This is a genomic window from Arthrobacter sp. C9C5, from assembly GCF_013359735.1.
Taxonomy (GTDB): domain Bacteria; phylum Actinomycetota; class Actinomycetes; order Actinomycetales; family Micrococcaceae; genus Arthrobacter.
This window is the reverse complement of record NZ_JABFMX010000005.1, coordinates 121,126-135,426: the sequence shown is the minus strand read 5'-3', so window position 1 is coordinate 135,426 and position 14,301 is coordinate 121,126. Positions and strand designations below refer to the sequence as shown.

General features: G+C 67.8%; 10 protein-coding genes. 4 read left to right on the top strand and 6 right to left on the bottom strand.

Annotated features, from left to right (window positions below; genetic code table 11):
• The first annotated feature begins 189 nt into the window (after positions 1-189).
• Positions 190-438, top strand: coding sequence for a WhiB family transcriptional regulator (locus HNO80_RS05620; protein WP_003804966.1), 249 nt, complete (start codon positions 190-192; stop codon positions 436-438).
• 91 nt (positions 439-529) lie between these two features.
• On the opposite strand, the gene HNO80_RS05615 is transcribed toward HNO80_RS05620, so the two are convergent.
• From HNO80_RS05615 to HNO80_RS05600, 4 genes are read right to left on the bottom strand one after another with little or no spacing between them, the layout of a single operon-like run.
• Positions 530-1,999, bottom strand: coding sequence for a sensor histidine kinase (locus HNO80_RS05615; RefSeq protein ID WP_175321846.1), 1,470 nt, complete (start codon positions 1,997-1,999; stop codon positions 530-532).
• 34 nt (positions 2,000-2,033) lie between these two features.
• Entirely contained in the window at positions 2,034-6,896 is a 4,863-nt protein-coding gene (locus HNO80_RS05610; RefSeq protein ID WP_175321845.1) for an NAD-glutamate dehydrogenase, read from the bottom strand.
• Between the two features lie 58 nt (positions 6,897-6,954).
• Positions 6,955-8,307 (bottom strand): CpaE/TadZ family protein, encoded by a 1,353-nt coding sequence (locus HNO80_RS05605; protein WP_175321844.1) that lies wholly within the window; start codon positions 8,305-8,307, stop codon positions 6,955-6,957.
• A complete protein-coding gene (locus tag HNO80_RS05600; protein WP_175321843.1) occupies positions 8,307-8,948 on the bottom strand; it encodes a CpaB family protein in 642 nt (213 codons plus the stop codon). The genes HNO80_RS05605 and HNO80_RS05600 overlap by 1 nt, the downstream gene beginning before the upstream one ends.
• A 153-nt stretch (positions 8,949-9,101) precedes the next feature.
• On the opposite strand from HNO80_RS05600, the gene HNO80_RS05595 reads away from it, so the two are divergent.
• Complete coding sequence (locus tag HNO80_RS05595; protein WP_175321842.1) at positions 9,102-9,317, top strand: helix-turn-helix domain-containing protein; 216 nt, start codon at positions 9,102-9,104, stop codon at positions 9,315-9,317.
• Positions 9,318-9,326: 9 nt separating this feature from the next.
• Here HNO80_RS05595 and HNO80_RS05590 read toward each other — a convergent pair whose 3' ends face one another.
• Positions 9,327-9,899 (bottom strand): hypothetical protein, encoded by a 573-nt coding sequence (locus HNO80_RS05590; protein ID WP_175321841.1) that lies wholly within the window; start codon positions 9,897-9,899, stop codon positions 9,327-9,329.
• A gap of 199 nt (positions 9,900-10,098) precedes the next feature.
• Between HNO80_RS05590 and HNO80_RS18140 the strand changes: the two genes are divergently transcribed.
• Positions 10,099-10,935: a LysM peptidoglycan-binding domain-containing protein gene (locus tag HNO80_RS18140; RefSeq protein ID WP_217500625.1), complete on the top strand. Its 837-nt coding sequence runs from the start codon at positions 10,099-10,101 to the stop codon at positions 10,933-10,935.
• 44 nt (positions 10,936-10,979) lie between these two features.
• Positions 10,980-11,465, top strand: coding sequence for an Rv3235 family protein (locus HNO80_RS05580; RefSeq protein ID WP_249777170.1), 486 nt, complete (start codon positions 10,980-10,982; stop codon positions 11,463-11,465).
• An 89-nt stretch (positions 11,466-11,554) separates the two neighbouring features.
• Here HNO80_RS05580 and secA read toward each other — a convergent pair whose 3' ends face one another.
• Positions 11,555-14,293 carry a preprotein translocase subunit SecA gene (secA, locus tag HNO80_RS05575; protein WP_175321840.1) on the bottom strand — a complete coding sequence of 913 codons (2,739 nt, stop codon included), beginning with the start codon at positions 14,291-14,293 and terminating at the stop codon, positions 11,555-11,557.
• Between the last annotated feature and the right edge of the window lie 8 nt (positions 14,294-14,301).

Sequence of the window (14,301 nt, the reverse complement as noted above, 5' to 3'; positions counted from 1 at the left end):
AATGTGACGCATCGCTCACGATTTGGCGGCATTTGTTCGCCAAATACCCCTTGTTTACACAGCGTTAACATGACACGCTTAATCCAGATGACCGAGGGGGCCCACAGGGCCCCTTTCTTATGAAGCCTCTAGTGAATAATTTCACAAGAGGCATTTAACGAATTCCCAGGAATGGAGTTACTGATCAGCATGGATTGGCGTAACCGCGCAGCGTGCCTTGACAAGGACCCGGAGCTGTTCTTCCCCGTCGGAAACACCGGCCCCGCGCTCCTGCAGATCGAGGAAGCGAAAAGCGTCTGCCGGCGCTGCCCCGTTGTGGACACTTGCCTCCAGTGGGCCCTCGAGTCGGGCCAGGACGCGGGCGTCTGGGGCGGCATGAGCGAAGACGAACGCCGCGCCCTGAAGCGCCGCGCGGCCCGCGCCCGCCGCGCCTCCTGATTTTCCGCCTGCGGGCGACCCAATCAGCAATGGCCTCGGACCGACTGGTCCGAGGCCATTGCGTGCTTAAGCGCGGCGTTGCGTGCTGCGCTTAGCGCGTGGCGAGGCTCAGAACCACCTGCACCGCGGTACCGCCGCCCTCCCGCGGCTTCCATTGGATGCTCCCGCCGAGCTCGCTCGTCACCAGGGTGCGCACAATCTGCAGCCCCAGGCCTTCGGTGTAGGACCCGGCCGGCAGCCCGACGCCGTCGTCCGCCACCGTCACGGTGAGCAGTTCGTCACCGTCCTCGCTCTCGGAGCGGTCGGCGAGCAGCCAGACCGTCCCGGCCCTGCCCTCGAGCCCGTGCTCGACGGCGTTGGTCACGAGTTCGTTGATGACGAGGGCCAGCGGCGTCGCGAAGTCGCTCGGCAACTCCCCGAACAGGCCGGAACGCTGGGTCTTCACTTGCTGCGAGGGCGAGGCAACCTCGGCTGACAGGCGGAACTGGCGCCCGATCAGCTCATCGAAGTCGACGCTCTGGGTCAGGCCCTGCGAGAGGGTTTCGTGGACCAGGGCGATGGTCGCGACCCGGCGCATTGCCTGTTCGAGTCCCTGCTTGGCCTCGTCGCTGACCATCCGGCGCGACTGCATGCGCAGCAGCGCCGCCACGGTCTGCAGGTTGTTCTTGACCCGGTGGTGGATCTCGCGGATCGTGGCGTCCTTCGTGACGAGTTCCATTTCCCGTCGGCGCAGCTCCGAGACATCGCGGCAGAGCACCAGCGCCCCGAAGCGCTGCTGTTCGTCCCGCAGCGGGATGGCCCGGAGCGAAAGGCTGACGCCGCGGGACTCGATCTCGCTGCGCCACGGCATGCGCCCGGTGACCACCAGCGGCAGGGTCTCGTCCACCATGCGGCGGTCCCGCAGCAGCCCGGCCGTGACTTCGGCCAGTGACCGGCCCTCCAGCGATTCGCCGTCGCCGAGCCGGCGGAACGCGGAGACGCCGTTGGGACTCGCGTACTGCACGATCCCCTCGGCGTCGAGCCTGATGAGGCCGTCGCCGACGCGGGGGGCGCCGCGGCGCGACCCGGTGGGCGAGGCAAAATCCGGCCAGAGTCCCAGGGTGCCCATCCGCAGCAGGTCGTAGGCGCACTGCCGGTAGGTCAGCTCCAGCCGCGAGGGCATCCGGGAGCTGGAGAGGTCCATATGCGAGGTCACAATCGCGAGCGTCCGGCCGTTGCGGACCATCGGCACGGCCTCGACCCGCATTGCCATGTCGCTGCTCCAGTTGGTCTCGTTGGAGCGTTCGATGGTGCGGCTTTCCCAGGCCTTGTCCACGAGCCGTTTCAGGTCCGAGCGGATCCCCTCCCCCACGAAGTCGGCGTGAAACACCGTATGCGTGGTGGAGGGGCGCACGTGGGCCAGCGCCACGTAGCCAAGCTCGGGGTGCGGAAACCACAAGGCGAGGTCGGCGAAGGCAAGGTCCGCGACCATCTGCCAGTCCCCCACGAGCAGATGCAGCCACTCGGCATCCCCCGGCCCGAAATCAGCATGCTCCCTGATAGGGTCCGTAAAGATTGCCACAGCACCTCCATTTGCGACGCGGGGCCGGCAGACCCTAGCGTCGGACGATTGACCTCAAGAGCCTCAATGCTACCGAGAGCGAGGCCATGTCATCGGCCTCGAGGGCGTTCACCTCGTCGAACATGCTCTTTGCCCGCCCCAGCTGCTCCACATTCTGGCCTTCCCAGGCCACCAGCCGCTCCTCCGCCGGCATCTCCGACGGCGTCGCCTCGAGGACCGCCGTCGTCATATCCGAGACGGTCGAGTACAGGTCGTCGCGGAGGGCCGCACGGGCCAAGGCCTGCCAGCGGTCCTTCCTCGGCAGCTTGGTGATGCGCTCGAGCAGCGAATCGGCATGGAAACGGTTGAAGACGGTGTAATAGACGTGCGCGATGTTCTCCACCGGCTCCGGGCTGACGTGCACGATCTTGGCGATGTCCAGCAGCACGAAGCTTTCGAACAATTCCGCCCAGCGGTGCGCCAGGTCCTCGGGAAGCTCCCAGCTGCGGGCCTTTTCGAGCCACTGCGAGACCCGCTCGCGGTCATCGCCGCGCAGGTAGTCCAGCAGCCGCGCCCGCATCGGATCCATCAGCGGCTTGAACTCGGCCACGATCTCCGCGATCGGCCGCGCGGCGTTGCCCTGGCTCAGCACCCAGCGGACCGCGCGGTCCAGGAGCCTGCGGATGTCCAGGTGGACGGTGCTCCAGTGCTCGGTCGGGAACGACGCCGGCAGCTCGTTGAGTTCGGCCACCATGATGTCCAGCTCGTAGACCTCGCGGAGGGCGACGAACGCCTTGGCGACGGCGGCTTCGGTGGCGGACGTTTCCTCCATGGCGCGGAACGCGAACGTGATGCCGCCCAGGTTGATCATGTCGTTCGCGACGACGGTGGCGATGATTTCCCGGCGCAGCGGGTGGGTGTCGAGTTCGGCGTCGAACCGTTCCCGCAGCTGCTTCGGGAAGTAGGCGCGGAGCGTCTCGCGGAACCATGGGTCCTCCGCGAGGTCGCTGTCGCGCAGCGCCGTCGCGAGTTCGATCTTGGCGTAGGCGGCAAGCACGGAGAGTTCCGGCGAGGTCAGCCCCTGGCCCTGCTCGAGCCGCTCACGCAGCGTCTGGGTGGTCGGCAGCGCCTCCAGCTCACGCTTGAGGTCCGCCGAATTCTCCAGCCAGTCCATCAGCCGCTCATAGCTGGGGCTCCATTCGGCGACCCGCATCCGGTCGTTGAGCAACAGGATGTTCTGGTCAATGTTATCCTCGAGCACCAGGCGGCCGACTTCGTCGGTCATCGAGGAGAGGAACTCCGCGCGTTCGGCCGGATCCAGCTTGCCGGCGGCCACCATGCGGTCCACGAAGATCTTGATATTGACCTCGTGGTCCGAGCAGTCCACGCCTGCCGAGTTGTCGATGGCGTCCGTGTTGAGGATGACGCCCTGCAGTGCAGCCTCGATCCGGCCGCGCTGGGTCATGCCCAGGTTGCCGCCTTCACCGACCACCTTCACCCGCAGCTCGCGGCCGTCGACGCGGATGGCGTCATTGGCCTTGTCGCCGACCTCGGCGTTGGTCTCGGTGCTCGCCTTGACGTAGGTGCCGATGCCGCCGTTGTAAAGCAGATCGGCCGGGGCCAGCAGGATCGCACGGAGCAGTTCCGGCGGGCTGAGCCGGGTGGTGCCTTCGGGCAGCCCCAGCGCGGCACGGACCTGCGCGGAGACGGGAATCGACTTGGCCTGGCGGGCGAACACGCCGCCGCCTTCGCTGATCAGGGACTTGTCATAGTCGTCCCAGGAGGAGCGGGGCAGGTCGAAAAGCCGCTGCCGCTCCGTGAAGGAGGCTGCCTCGTCCGGGTTCGGGTCCAGGAAGATGTGCCGGTGGTCGAACGCGGCGAGCAGCCGGATGTGCCGCGAGAGCAGCATGCCGTTGCCGAAAACATCGCCGGACATGTCGCCGACGCCGACGACGGTGAACGGCTCTGCCTGCGTGTCCAGGTCCAGCTCGCTGAAGTGCCGCTTGACCGATTCCCAGGCGCCGCGGGCGGTGATGCCCATGGCCTTGTGGTCGTAGCCGACGGAGCCGCCGGAAGCGAAAGCGTCGCCGAGCCAGAAGCCGTATTCGGCGGAGAGGCTGTTGGCGATGTCGGAGAACGAGGCGGTTCCCTTGTCGGCCGCGACGACGAGGTAGGAATCGTCGCCGTCGTGCCGCACGACGTCGGCCGGGGGCACCAGCCTCTCGCCCTCCGGGGTGGTGACCAGGTTGTCGGTCAGGTCCAGCAGGCCGCGGATGAAGGTCTTGTAGCTTTCAATGCCCTCGGCCATCCAGGCGCTGCGGTCCGCCGCGGGATCCGGAAGCTGCTTGGCGTAGAAGCCGCCCTTCGCGCCGGTGGGAACGATCACGGCGTTCTTGACGGTCTGTGCCTTCACCAGGCCCAGGATTTCGGTGCGGAAGTCCTCCCGGCGGTCCGACCAGCGGAGTCCGCCGCGGGCCACCTTGCCGAAGCGCAGGTGCACGCCCTCGACCCGGGGCGAGTAGACCCAGATCTCGAACATCGGCCGCGGGAACGGCAGGCCGTCAATGCCGGAGGGGTCCAGCTTGAAGCTGACGTGCGTCTTGTTCTGGTAGAAGTTGGTCCGAAGCGTGGCCTGGATCAGGTTCTTGAAGGTGCGCAGCACCCGGTCGGCGTCGAGCGTGGCCACCTGCTCGATGGCCGTGTCCAGCCCGGCGCGGACCTGGTCCTGGCGCTGTTGGCGTTCGCCGTCGGGCAGCGCGGGGTCGAAGCGCGCGGCGAAGAGCGCATTCAGGCCCCGGGCCACGTCCGGGTTGGCCAACAGCGTGTCAGCCATGAATTCGAAGGAGTTGGTGTTGCCCATCTGCCGCATGTACTTGGCATAGGCGCGCAGCACGATCACCTGGCGCCAGTGCATGCCTTCGCGCAGCACCAGGCGGTCGAAACTGTCCGATTCCACCACGCCGGACACGGCTGCGCCGAACGACTCACCCAGCAAGGCCCCGGTGCGCTCCGGGTTCACCCCGGCCGGGTACTTCAGGCCAAGGTCGTAGAGGAAGAAGTCGCGGTGGTCGGCCGTTTCGATCTCAAACGGGCGTTCGTCCAGGACCTCAAGGCCGAGGTTGTGGAAGTACGGCAGGATCTGGCTCAGGCTCTTGGGCTCGAGCATGTACAGCTTGACGCGGGCATCCTCCTCGAGGGTGGCGCCGGCACCGTGGGGAAGGTACACATGCACGCCCGGCCGCTCCCCGCCGGGCTCGCCGGTGCGCTCGGCGGCGCCGTACTTCTCGAAGCGGGCGATGTCCTCGAGCGCGTCCTCGACTTCGTAGTCGACGCGGTAGCTGGCCGGGAAAGCCTCGGCCCAGACGGCGGCGAGTTCCTTGGCGCCGTTCTCGCCGTCGGCGCCGGCCCTGGCGCGCAGGACCTCGGTGATGCCTTCGCTCCAGGAGCGGGCGGCACGGACCAGGCGCTTCTCCAGTTCGTCGCTGTTGACGTGGCTGACGTCCGCGTCCTTGGGCAGCCGGATCCGGAAGAACAACCGGGCCAGGGCGGATTCGGTCATCCGCGCCTCATAGTCGATCGACACGGCGTCGAACGTCTCCTGCAGTTCCTTCTCGATGCGCAGCCGAACGTTGGTGGTGTACCGGTCGCGGGGCAGGTAGACGAGGGCTGACATGAACCGGCCGTAGATGTCCGGCCGGAGGAACAGCCGGGTCCGGCGGCGCTCCTGCAGACGCTGGATGCCGGTGGTGATGGCGGCAAGGTCCGGGATTTCGATCTGGAAGAGCTCATCGCGCGGATAGGTCTCCAGGATGCCGAGCAGGTCCTTGCCGGAGTGGGAGTCCGGCGGGAAACCGGCATCCCGCAGCACGGCGTCGACCTTTTCGCGGACGACCGGGATATCCCGGACGGACCCGGCGTAGGCGGTCGTGGCGAACAGGCCGATGAAGCGCCGTTCGCCGTTGACGTTGCCGGCGGCGTCGAAGCTCTTCACGCCGATGTAGTCGAGGTACGCCGAGCGGTGCACCGTGGAGCGGGAGTTGGCCTTGGTGATCACCAGCGCCCTCTTCTCGCGCGCCTTCTTCCGGCCGGTTTCGGTCAGGTGCTGGATCTGGTGGCGGGTGTCCGCGCCGTTGCGCAGCAGCCCGAGTCCGCTGTCCTCCCGAAGCTCCAGCACGTCCTCGCCGGATTCGGTCTTCAGGTCGTATTCGCGGTAGCCGAGGAAGGTGAAGTTTCCATCGTCCAGCCACCGGAGCAGTTCCTGGGCCTGGCGGAGTTCGGCGATCTGCGCAGCATGGGCGACCTTGTCGAGGTCATCGGAAATCTCGTGCGCCTTGTTGCGCATCTTCGGCCAGTCCTCGACCGCCGCACGGACGTCGCCGAGCACCCGGGTGAGGCCCTCGATCAGCTGCTCCCGTTTGGCGTCGTCGACCCGTTCGATTTCGACGGCAATCCAGGATTCCATGTGCGAAGCGTTGTCCCCCTGGGCGATCAGGTGGGACAGGTTGGGCATCGCCGCAGTGTCGCCGCTGGAGATGCCCAGGTGCGAGGGCACCCGCGCGACCTTGACCAGCCGGCCGGTCTCGCGGTTGCGGGTGACGACGAAGAGCGGGTGGATCACGAGGTGGATCGGGGACTTCTGCCGGACCAGCTCGGTGTTGACTGAGTCCACCAGGAACGGCATGTCGTCGGTGACGATGTAGACGACGCTGGCCTCAGCCTCGTCGGAGATCGAAATGTTCGCCACGCCGGGCTGCCTGGTGGCCGCCACCTGCAGATGCATCTGGGCCCGCGCAGTCAGGACGTCGTCGCCATAGGCGCGGGCATCCTCCTGGGCGAGATGTTCGTAGTAGTCCCCGAAGTACCCTTCGTTGGCACCGATCGAAACGGGTTGATCCTCCACGCTGGACCCAGACGACATCGACAAACGCCTCCATCAAAAAGTTCACGGCCGCACCGTTGCAGCCCTCATGGCGAGCCTAGTCTTTTAGCCGGGGCTTTGCTGTGGAAGAAAGGACAGAGGATATGCGTTTTTGCTGGGCGGGTGCACAAACCACGTCCCGGATGGCCCGGCGGAGGGCGGAATCCGGCACGCTCTCGAGCAGCAGCGAGCCAGCCAGTAGGGCTGCGTCGCAGGCCGCCGGATCGGCCGGGAGGAAGGCTTCCAACGGTACGGTCGGGCCATAGCGTGCCCAGGCCTCACGGAGCTGGCGTTCCGGGGACCGGCCGACGGCGGAGGCCCGCACCTTGTTCAGGACCACGCGGGGACGCGCCTGCGGGACGGCGGCGTTTAGCTCAGCCAGTCCGCGCACCAGCCGAGGCACCCCGACCGAGTCGGCGGCGCCGATGGCATAGACGGTGTCGGCCAGTTCGAGGCTTCGCAGGGTCGCTGCGTTCCGGCGCGGCGCAATCGAGTCAAAGCTGAGCTCCTCGTCGGCCTCCAGGCAGAAGCCGGCGTCAATCACTGTGACCTCGGCGATCTCCCGGGCCCGCTCGTAGACCAGCGCGAGCGCCGCCGCCCGAAGTTCGGTCCAGCGGTCGGCCCGGGTAATGCCGGTCAGGACCCGGAACGTTCCGGCGCGGGTGGACACCGGGACGGTAATCCGGCGCAACGCTTCGCCGTCGAGCAGGCCTTGGTCCGCCAGCCGGCAGGCCTGCGCAAGTCCGGCCGCTTCGTCCAGCAGCCCCAAGACCGCCACGACGCTGGCGCCATAGCTGTCGGCGTCGACCAGCAGGACGGACTTGCCCTCCGCTGCCAGTTCGCCGGCCATATTGGCGGCCACCAGGGTCCGACCGGGCGATCCGGCGGGACCCCAGACGGCGATGATTCTCCCCGTTCCCGTTGTGGTTCCCGCTCCCCCGGTGCCGGGGCCATCCCACTCCGCCCCGGCCCCGCCGTCCAGAGTGCGGTCCGGGCTCGCCTGCGGGTGAAGCGCCGCGGAAGGGTCGGCCAAGCCACTGGCCGGCGGCCCGGGCCGCGCGCCGGCAAGCTCCGCCACCGCGCCAGCGATCAGGGCGGCGAGCGCGGCCGCCTCCACCCCGGAAGCCTCCGCGGTCACGCCGATCCCCCGAAGCCTGGCCGATTCCTCCGGGCTGTCGGTCAGCGCCACCACGGCGACTCCCACGGCGGACAGGCGGTCCACCAGCGAGGCGGTAAGCTCCCCGCTCCCCTCGGCGACGACGGCGGCCCGTGCCAGGCCGGTCTGGCAGGCGGCCAGCAGTTCGGCGAGCTCGCTGCAGCGCCGGACCACGGACACCGGGCCATGGAGCCGCTCCAGCCCGCCGACCAGGTCGTCCGGGGTCCGGCCCACCGTCACCACCGGAATGCCCATCAGGGCGCGCCTCCCGGATTCCAAACGACGGAGATCTTTGCCTTGTTGGCCTGCGCCCCCAGCAGTTTGGGCATCTGCCCGTCCGACACGAGGACCATCACCACTGTGGACCGCTGTGACCCCAGGGCGGTGCTCCCCGGGGTGAGCTGGGCAATCTCGGCCCCCGGCAGCAGCAGCGTCGGCTCGCTGAAACCGTTGCGGGTATCCGGCAGCGCCACCCAGACATCCACGCGGGAGCCCGCCACCGCCTGCGGCGGCAAGGCCTCGTCAATGGTGATGGCGACCGGCTTGCGGTCCAGGGCGTCCAGCCTGCCGAAGCTTTCGCGCGGCAGGAGCTGGTCCTTGCCGATGCGCTGGACGGCCACCAGGCCGCCGTCCATGCCGGACTCCGGGGTGAGGTACTGCGGCTCGACGTCGCCCAGCCGGACCTTGACCCGGTGCAGCTTGTCCGGGGAGAGCTTCTCTCCGACGGCAATCGGCTCGCTGGCGGCGTAGGCCTCAGTGGTCTGGTCCGCCGCCGCCACGAGTGACACGACGCCGACTACGGAGGCCAGTACCAGCAGGATGCCCACGAGGAGCCGCGGGTCCTTCCACGAGGGCCGCTTTAACCGGGCGCCGCCGGCTACCGTGCTCACACTCATGCGTCCTGCTCCCCCTGTAGTCGCAGCCCGGGCCACGGGCGCCGGACACCCCTATTCTCACGAATTGGCGGCCCTGCGGGAAGAGACCTGAGCAAACAGCATCAAATTGTGGATAACGTCCCCAAACCCGACCACCGGTGGCAAAATGGTGCCATGCCCCGATTCCTGACCCTCGCAGATGTTGCCGAGCAGCTCCAGATCAACTCCCCCGCTGCCTACGCACTGGTTCGCAGCGGCCAGCTCAAGGCCATCCAGGTGGGCGGACGCGGCCAGTGGCGGGTCGAGGAAACCATGCTCGAGCAGTACATCCAGGAGCGCTACGCGGAGGCAAGCCGCATGATCGAGGAAGCCAAGGCCAAGGGCCACTGAGCCGGGCGCCTAGCCGTCGGCGCCGCGGACTGACCGAATCCCGGCGAGGGCGCCAAAGGGAATCGTGGCCACGCCGCTGACATTCGCAGGCCGCCGCTCCTCCCCCGCAGGGGTGAGCGCGAGGTCAAGGAAATCGCGGCCGACCCTGTCGATGACGCCGTGCAGGACGGACTCGCCCGCCGCCCCTCGGGACACCATCACGGCCAGGTTGGCGCGGTCCCGTGCCAGTCCCCGCAAGGCACTGGCCAGGCCGAGCCGCTGCCGCGCCCCGGGGCCCGCGCCCACCGCCAGCCGGGAGAGGCCGGCGTAGCGCACCGCCGACGCGTAGGGAATCAGGACCTGGTGCCGCTCCTCGTCGAGCACCAGCCACTGGCTGCCCACGTGGCTGAGCGTGCCCTCGTACACAGTTCCGGAGCCAAGGTGGACGCCGATCCGCAGGCCCAGCGAGCCCCGCAACCGATCCGCCAGCTCGACCGCGGCCGCATCCACCCGCGCCCGCTCGCCAACTTCGACGTCCAGGTCCAGGCGCTCCCCGGCAGCCAGTTGTGCCTCCAGGTCTGCAAACAGGGCGTCCCAACGCATGGCGCCAGCGTAGGCGCACCCCCAACGGCGGTCAATCCACATTCTTTGCGCACCCTCTAGACAAACAGCGTCTTCGGAGATCAAACTCGCTTTAGATGCATCAAATTGCATCAAACACTAACAAAAGTGTGCTCGCGGACGCACTCAGCGGACCGGCTAAACGGGCAAGGCAGCGGGTCGGCCCGCAGAGGAGGCCTTTGTGGACACCACGAATTTTTCCGGCGCGGGCCGCCGGCGCGGGCTGGGCGCAGACGCGGCCATGGCATTCGTCATTCTCCTGCTTGGGGCTTTCCTCGCCGGCTCGGGTGCCCGGCTCGCCCAGCGCCTGCATTCATCGGCGGCGAGGCGTCAATCCCCCTCCTTCGAGGACCAGATCGGGGTTGCCGCCAACACCGCCGGGCTGATCGTCGTCGCCTGGTGGGCGTTGTCCTTTCTGATCGCCTTCGTGGCGGCGCTGCTCGAACGCAGTGGCAGCCGCCGTTCCGCCGAAGCGGCGGGGAAGTTCAGTCCCGCCTTCATGCGCCGGCTGGCGCTGGCCGCCCTCGGACTCCAACTCGCCACCGCCCCACTGGCCCACGCAAGCCCTGCCCCGGCCGGCCCGGCAACAACGGCCCCTCCCGCCGTTTCCGCCGCATGGATCCCCAGCGGGGCCGAGGTGACCGCTTTCGCGTCCGGATCCGCGGCTCCCCCTCCGGCCCGTTCTCCTGCCCCGGAGCCTGAGCCTCCTGTCCCCTCCGCTAAGCCCCGGAGCCTCGGCCTGGATCCGCACTGGATGCCGGCGCCGCCGCCGGTGGATCCCCGGTCCCTGGCGCCTTCCCCGCGGCGCGCCCAGGAACCGGCGCGCACGGCGGCGGTCACCGTCCGGGCCGGGGACTCGTTGTGGAGCATCTGCGCGGCGGACCTCGGACCGTTGGCGTCCGACGTCGACATCGCCCTGGCATGGCCGCGGCTCTACCAGGCCAACCGCGATCTCATCGGCAGCGACCCCGGGCTGCTACTTCCCGGTCAGGTCCTTCGGATGCCTCCCACACGCTGAACCAAGCCACCCCGCAACCCCTCAACGACAGCAAAGGAAGTCCCATGAGCCCCATGACCGGTATCCGCGCAGGCACCGCTGTCCCCCTCCCGGTGGCGCCGCCGGGTCCCCGCGCCGTCCCGCTCCATGCTCCCCGCCCGCCTTTGCCAGGCGGTACGGCGCCGGTCCTGCGGCTGGTGGACCAGGACCGGGAGGTGTGTGCGATTTGCCGGTCGACTGTGCAGGCCGCCATCGAAGTCCTTGCCGGTACCCGGCCCGCGCAGCAGCTCGCACGCCGGCTCGACGAGCGCTGCCTGGCGGCCCTGCAGCACCGGGCCGCACTGACCCGCCGCGTGGCTTCGGGCACCTCGCCGACGGCTGGCCGGCTGCACCGGAATCCGTCCGTCCGCTCGGTCCGCGCCTGCCGGGTGTCCGAGGACGTCTATGAGGCCAGCGCCGTCGTCTCCGACGAACTGCGCGTCCGCGCCGTCGCCCTGCGGTTGGAGCGCAGCAGGCTGGTCTGGCGGGTCACCGTTCTGGAGATCGGCTGAGGATTCGCGCCAGGAACCAGGGAAAGGAGGGCAACTTAAATGGAGCAGGGCCGGAACTGTCGTTCCGGCCCTGCTCTGGCGTTTCCAGCCTAGCGACGCTTCTTCTTGCTGGCGCGCCGCGGCGACTCCTGGGCCGCGGCCTTCGCCGGGTTGCCGGAACGGCCGGAGGACTTCGCCTCGACCCGGGTCTGGGCCGCGCCGTCCTCGCCCGGCGCCGTGTACTGCAACTGGGCCGGCTTCTCCGGCGCTTCCAGGCCGGCAGCGTGGATCTGCGGCTCGTGGTGCTCCGTGTGCTGGCCCGCGGCGTCGGCCACCACGACGTCCTCCGCCGGGGTCACCTCGACCTCCAGGTTGAACAGGAAGCCGACGCTCTCCTCGCGGATAGCCTCCATCATGGCCTGGAACATGATGAAGCCCTCACGCTGGTACTCGACCAGGGGATCGCGCTGGGCCATCGCCCGCAGGCCGATGCCTTCCTTGAGGTAATCCATCTCGTAGAGGTGTTCCTGCCACTTGCGGCCGATCACGGAGAGCACCACGCGGCGCTCAAGTTCACGCATGCTTTCCGAACCGATCAGCTCCTCGCGTGCCTGGTAGACCAAGCGGGCATCGGAGAGGATCTCTTCCTTCAGGAACTCCACCGTAATCCGCGACTTGCCGCCGGCCTCGTCAATCACGTCCCGCGGCGAGAAGCTGACCGGGTACAGGGTTTTCAGGTTGGACCAGAGCAGGTTGAAGTCCCAGTCGTCGCCGGTACCTTCGGCGGTTGCCTCGTCGATGAAGGCGGTGATCGTGTCCTCGAGGAAGTACTGGACCTTTTCGTGCAGGTCATCGCCTTCCAGGATGCGACGGCGGTCGCCGTAGATTGCCTCGCGCTGGCGGTTCAGGACGTCGTCGTACTTCAGGACGTTCTTGCGCTGTTCGGCGTTGCGGCCTTCCACCTGGCCCTGGGCCGAGGCGATGGCACGCGAGACGAGCTTCGATTCGAGGGCGACGTCGTCCGGCACCGAGCTGTTCATCAGCCGCTCGGCCGCGCCGGAGTTGAACAGCCGCATCAGGTCATCGGTCAGCGACAGGTAGAACCGGGACTCGCCGGGGTCGCCCTGGCGCCCGGACCGGCCGCGCAGCTGGTTGTCGATCCGGCGGGACTCGTGCCGCTCGGTGCCGAGCACGTAGAGTCCGCCGAGGTTGAGGACTTCCTCGTGCTCGTCCTTTACAGACTGCTTGGCGGCCTCGAACGCGGCGGGCCAGGCGGCCTCGTATTCCTCGGAGTTCTCTTCCGGATCGAGCCCGCGCTGGGCGAGTTCGGCGACGGCGGTGAACTCGGCGTTGCCGCCCAGCATGATGTCGGTGCCACGTCCGGCCATGTTGGTCGCCACCGTCACGGCACCCTTGCGGCCGGCCTGCGCCACGATGGACGCTTCACGGGCGTGGTTCTTGGCGTTCAGCACCTCGTGCCGGATGCCTTCCTTGGCCAGCAGCCGGGAAAGGTATTCGCTCTTCTCGACGCTGGTGGTGCCGACCAGGACCGGCTGGCCCTTTTCGTGCCGCTCGGCGATGTCCTTGACCACGGCGTCGAACTTCACGGTCTCGTTCTTGTAGACGAGGTCCGGCTGGTCGATGCGCTGCATGTCCCGGTTGGTGGGGATGGCGACGACGCCGAGCTTGTAGGTGCTCATGAACTCGGCAGCTTCGGTTTCGGCGGTACCTGTCATACCTGCGAGCTTGTCGTACATGCGGAAGTAGTTCTGCAGCGTGACCGTCGCGAGGGTCTGGTTTTCGGCCTTGATCTCGACGCCTTCTTTGGCTTCGATCGCCTGGTGCATGCCCTCGTTGTAGCGCCGGCCGGCGAGGATGCGACCGGTGTGCTCGTCCACGATCAACACTTCGCCGTCGAGGATGACGTAGTCCTTGTCCCGCTTGAACAGTTCCTTCGCCTTGATGGCGTTGTTCAGGAAACCGATCAGCGGGGTGTTCGCGGACTCGTAGAGGTTGTGGATGCCGAGGTAATCCTCGACCTTCTCGATGCCGGCCTCGAGGACGCCGACGGTGCGCTTCTTCTCATCGACCTCGTAGTCGGTCTCGGGCTGGAGGCGCAGCACCACCTTGGCGAACTCGCTGTACCAGCGGTTGGTGTCGCCCTGGGCCGGTCCGGAAATGATGAGCGGGGTGCGGGCCTCATCGATGAGGATGGAGTCCACTTCGTCGACGATGGCGAAGTTGTGGCCGCGCTGGACCAGTTCGGACCTGTCCCAGGCCATGTTGTCGCGCAGGTAGTCGAAGCCGAATTCGTTGTTGGTGCCGTAGGTGATGTCCGAGGCGTACTGCTCGCGGCGGACGGCGGGGTCCTGGTTGGAGAGGATGCAGCCGCTGCTCAGGCCGAGGAAGCGGTACACGCGGCCCATCAGGTCCGACTGGTACTCGGCGAGGTAGTCGTTGACGGTGATGACGTGTACGCCCTTGCCGGTGAGGGCATTGAGGTAGGCCGGAGCGGTGGCCACCAGGGTCTTGCCTTCACCGGTCTTCATTTCGGCGATGTTGCCCAGGTGCAGGGCGGCGCCGCCCATCAGCTGGACGTCGAAGTGCCGCATCCCCAGGGTCCGCGAGGATGCCTCGCGGACGGCGGCGAAGGCCTCGGGCAGCAGGTCGTCGAGCTTCTCCCCGTCGCCGTGGCGGGCGCGGAGACGGTCGGTCTCTTCGCGCAGTTCGGCGTCGGTGAAGGTCTGGAAGGAGCTTTCAAGGGCATTAATGGAATCGGCATAGTTCCGCAGTTGCCGCAGGGTCTTTTTGTCACCCGTGCGGAGAAGTTTTTCGATAAGTGATGCCACGTGAAATT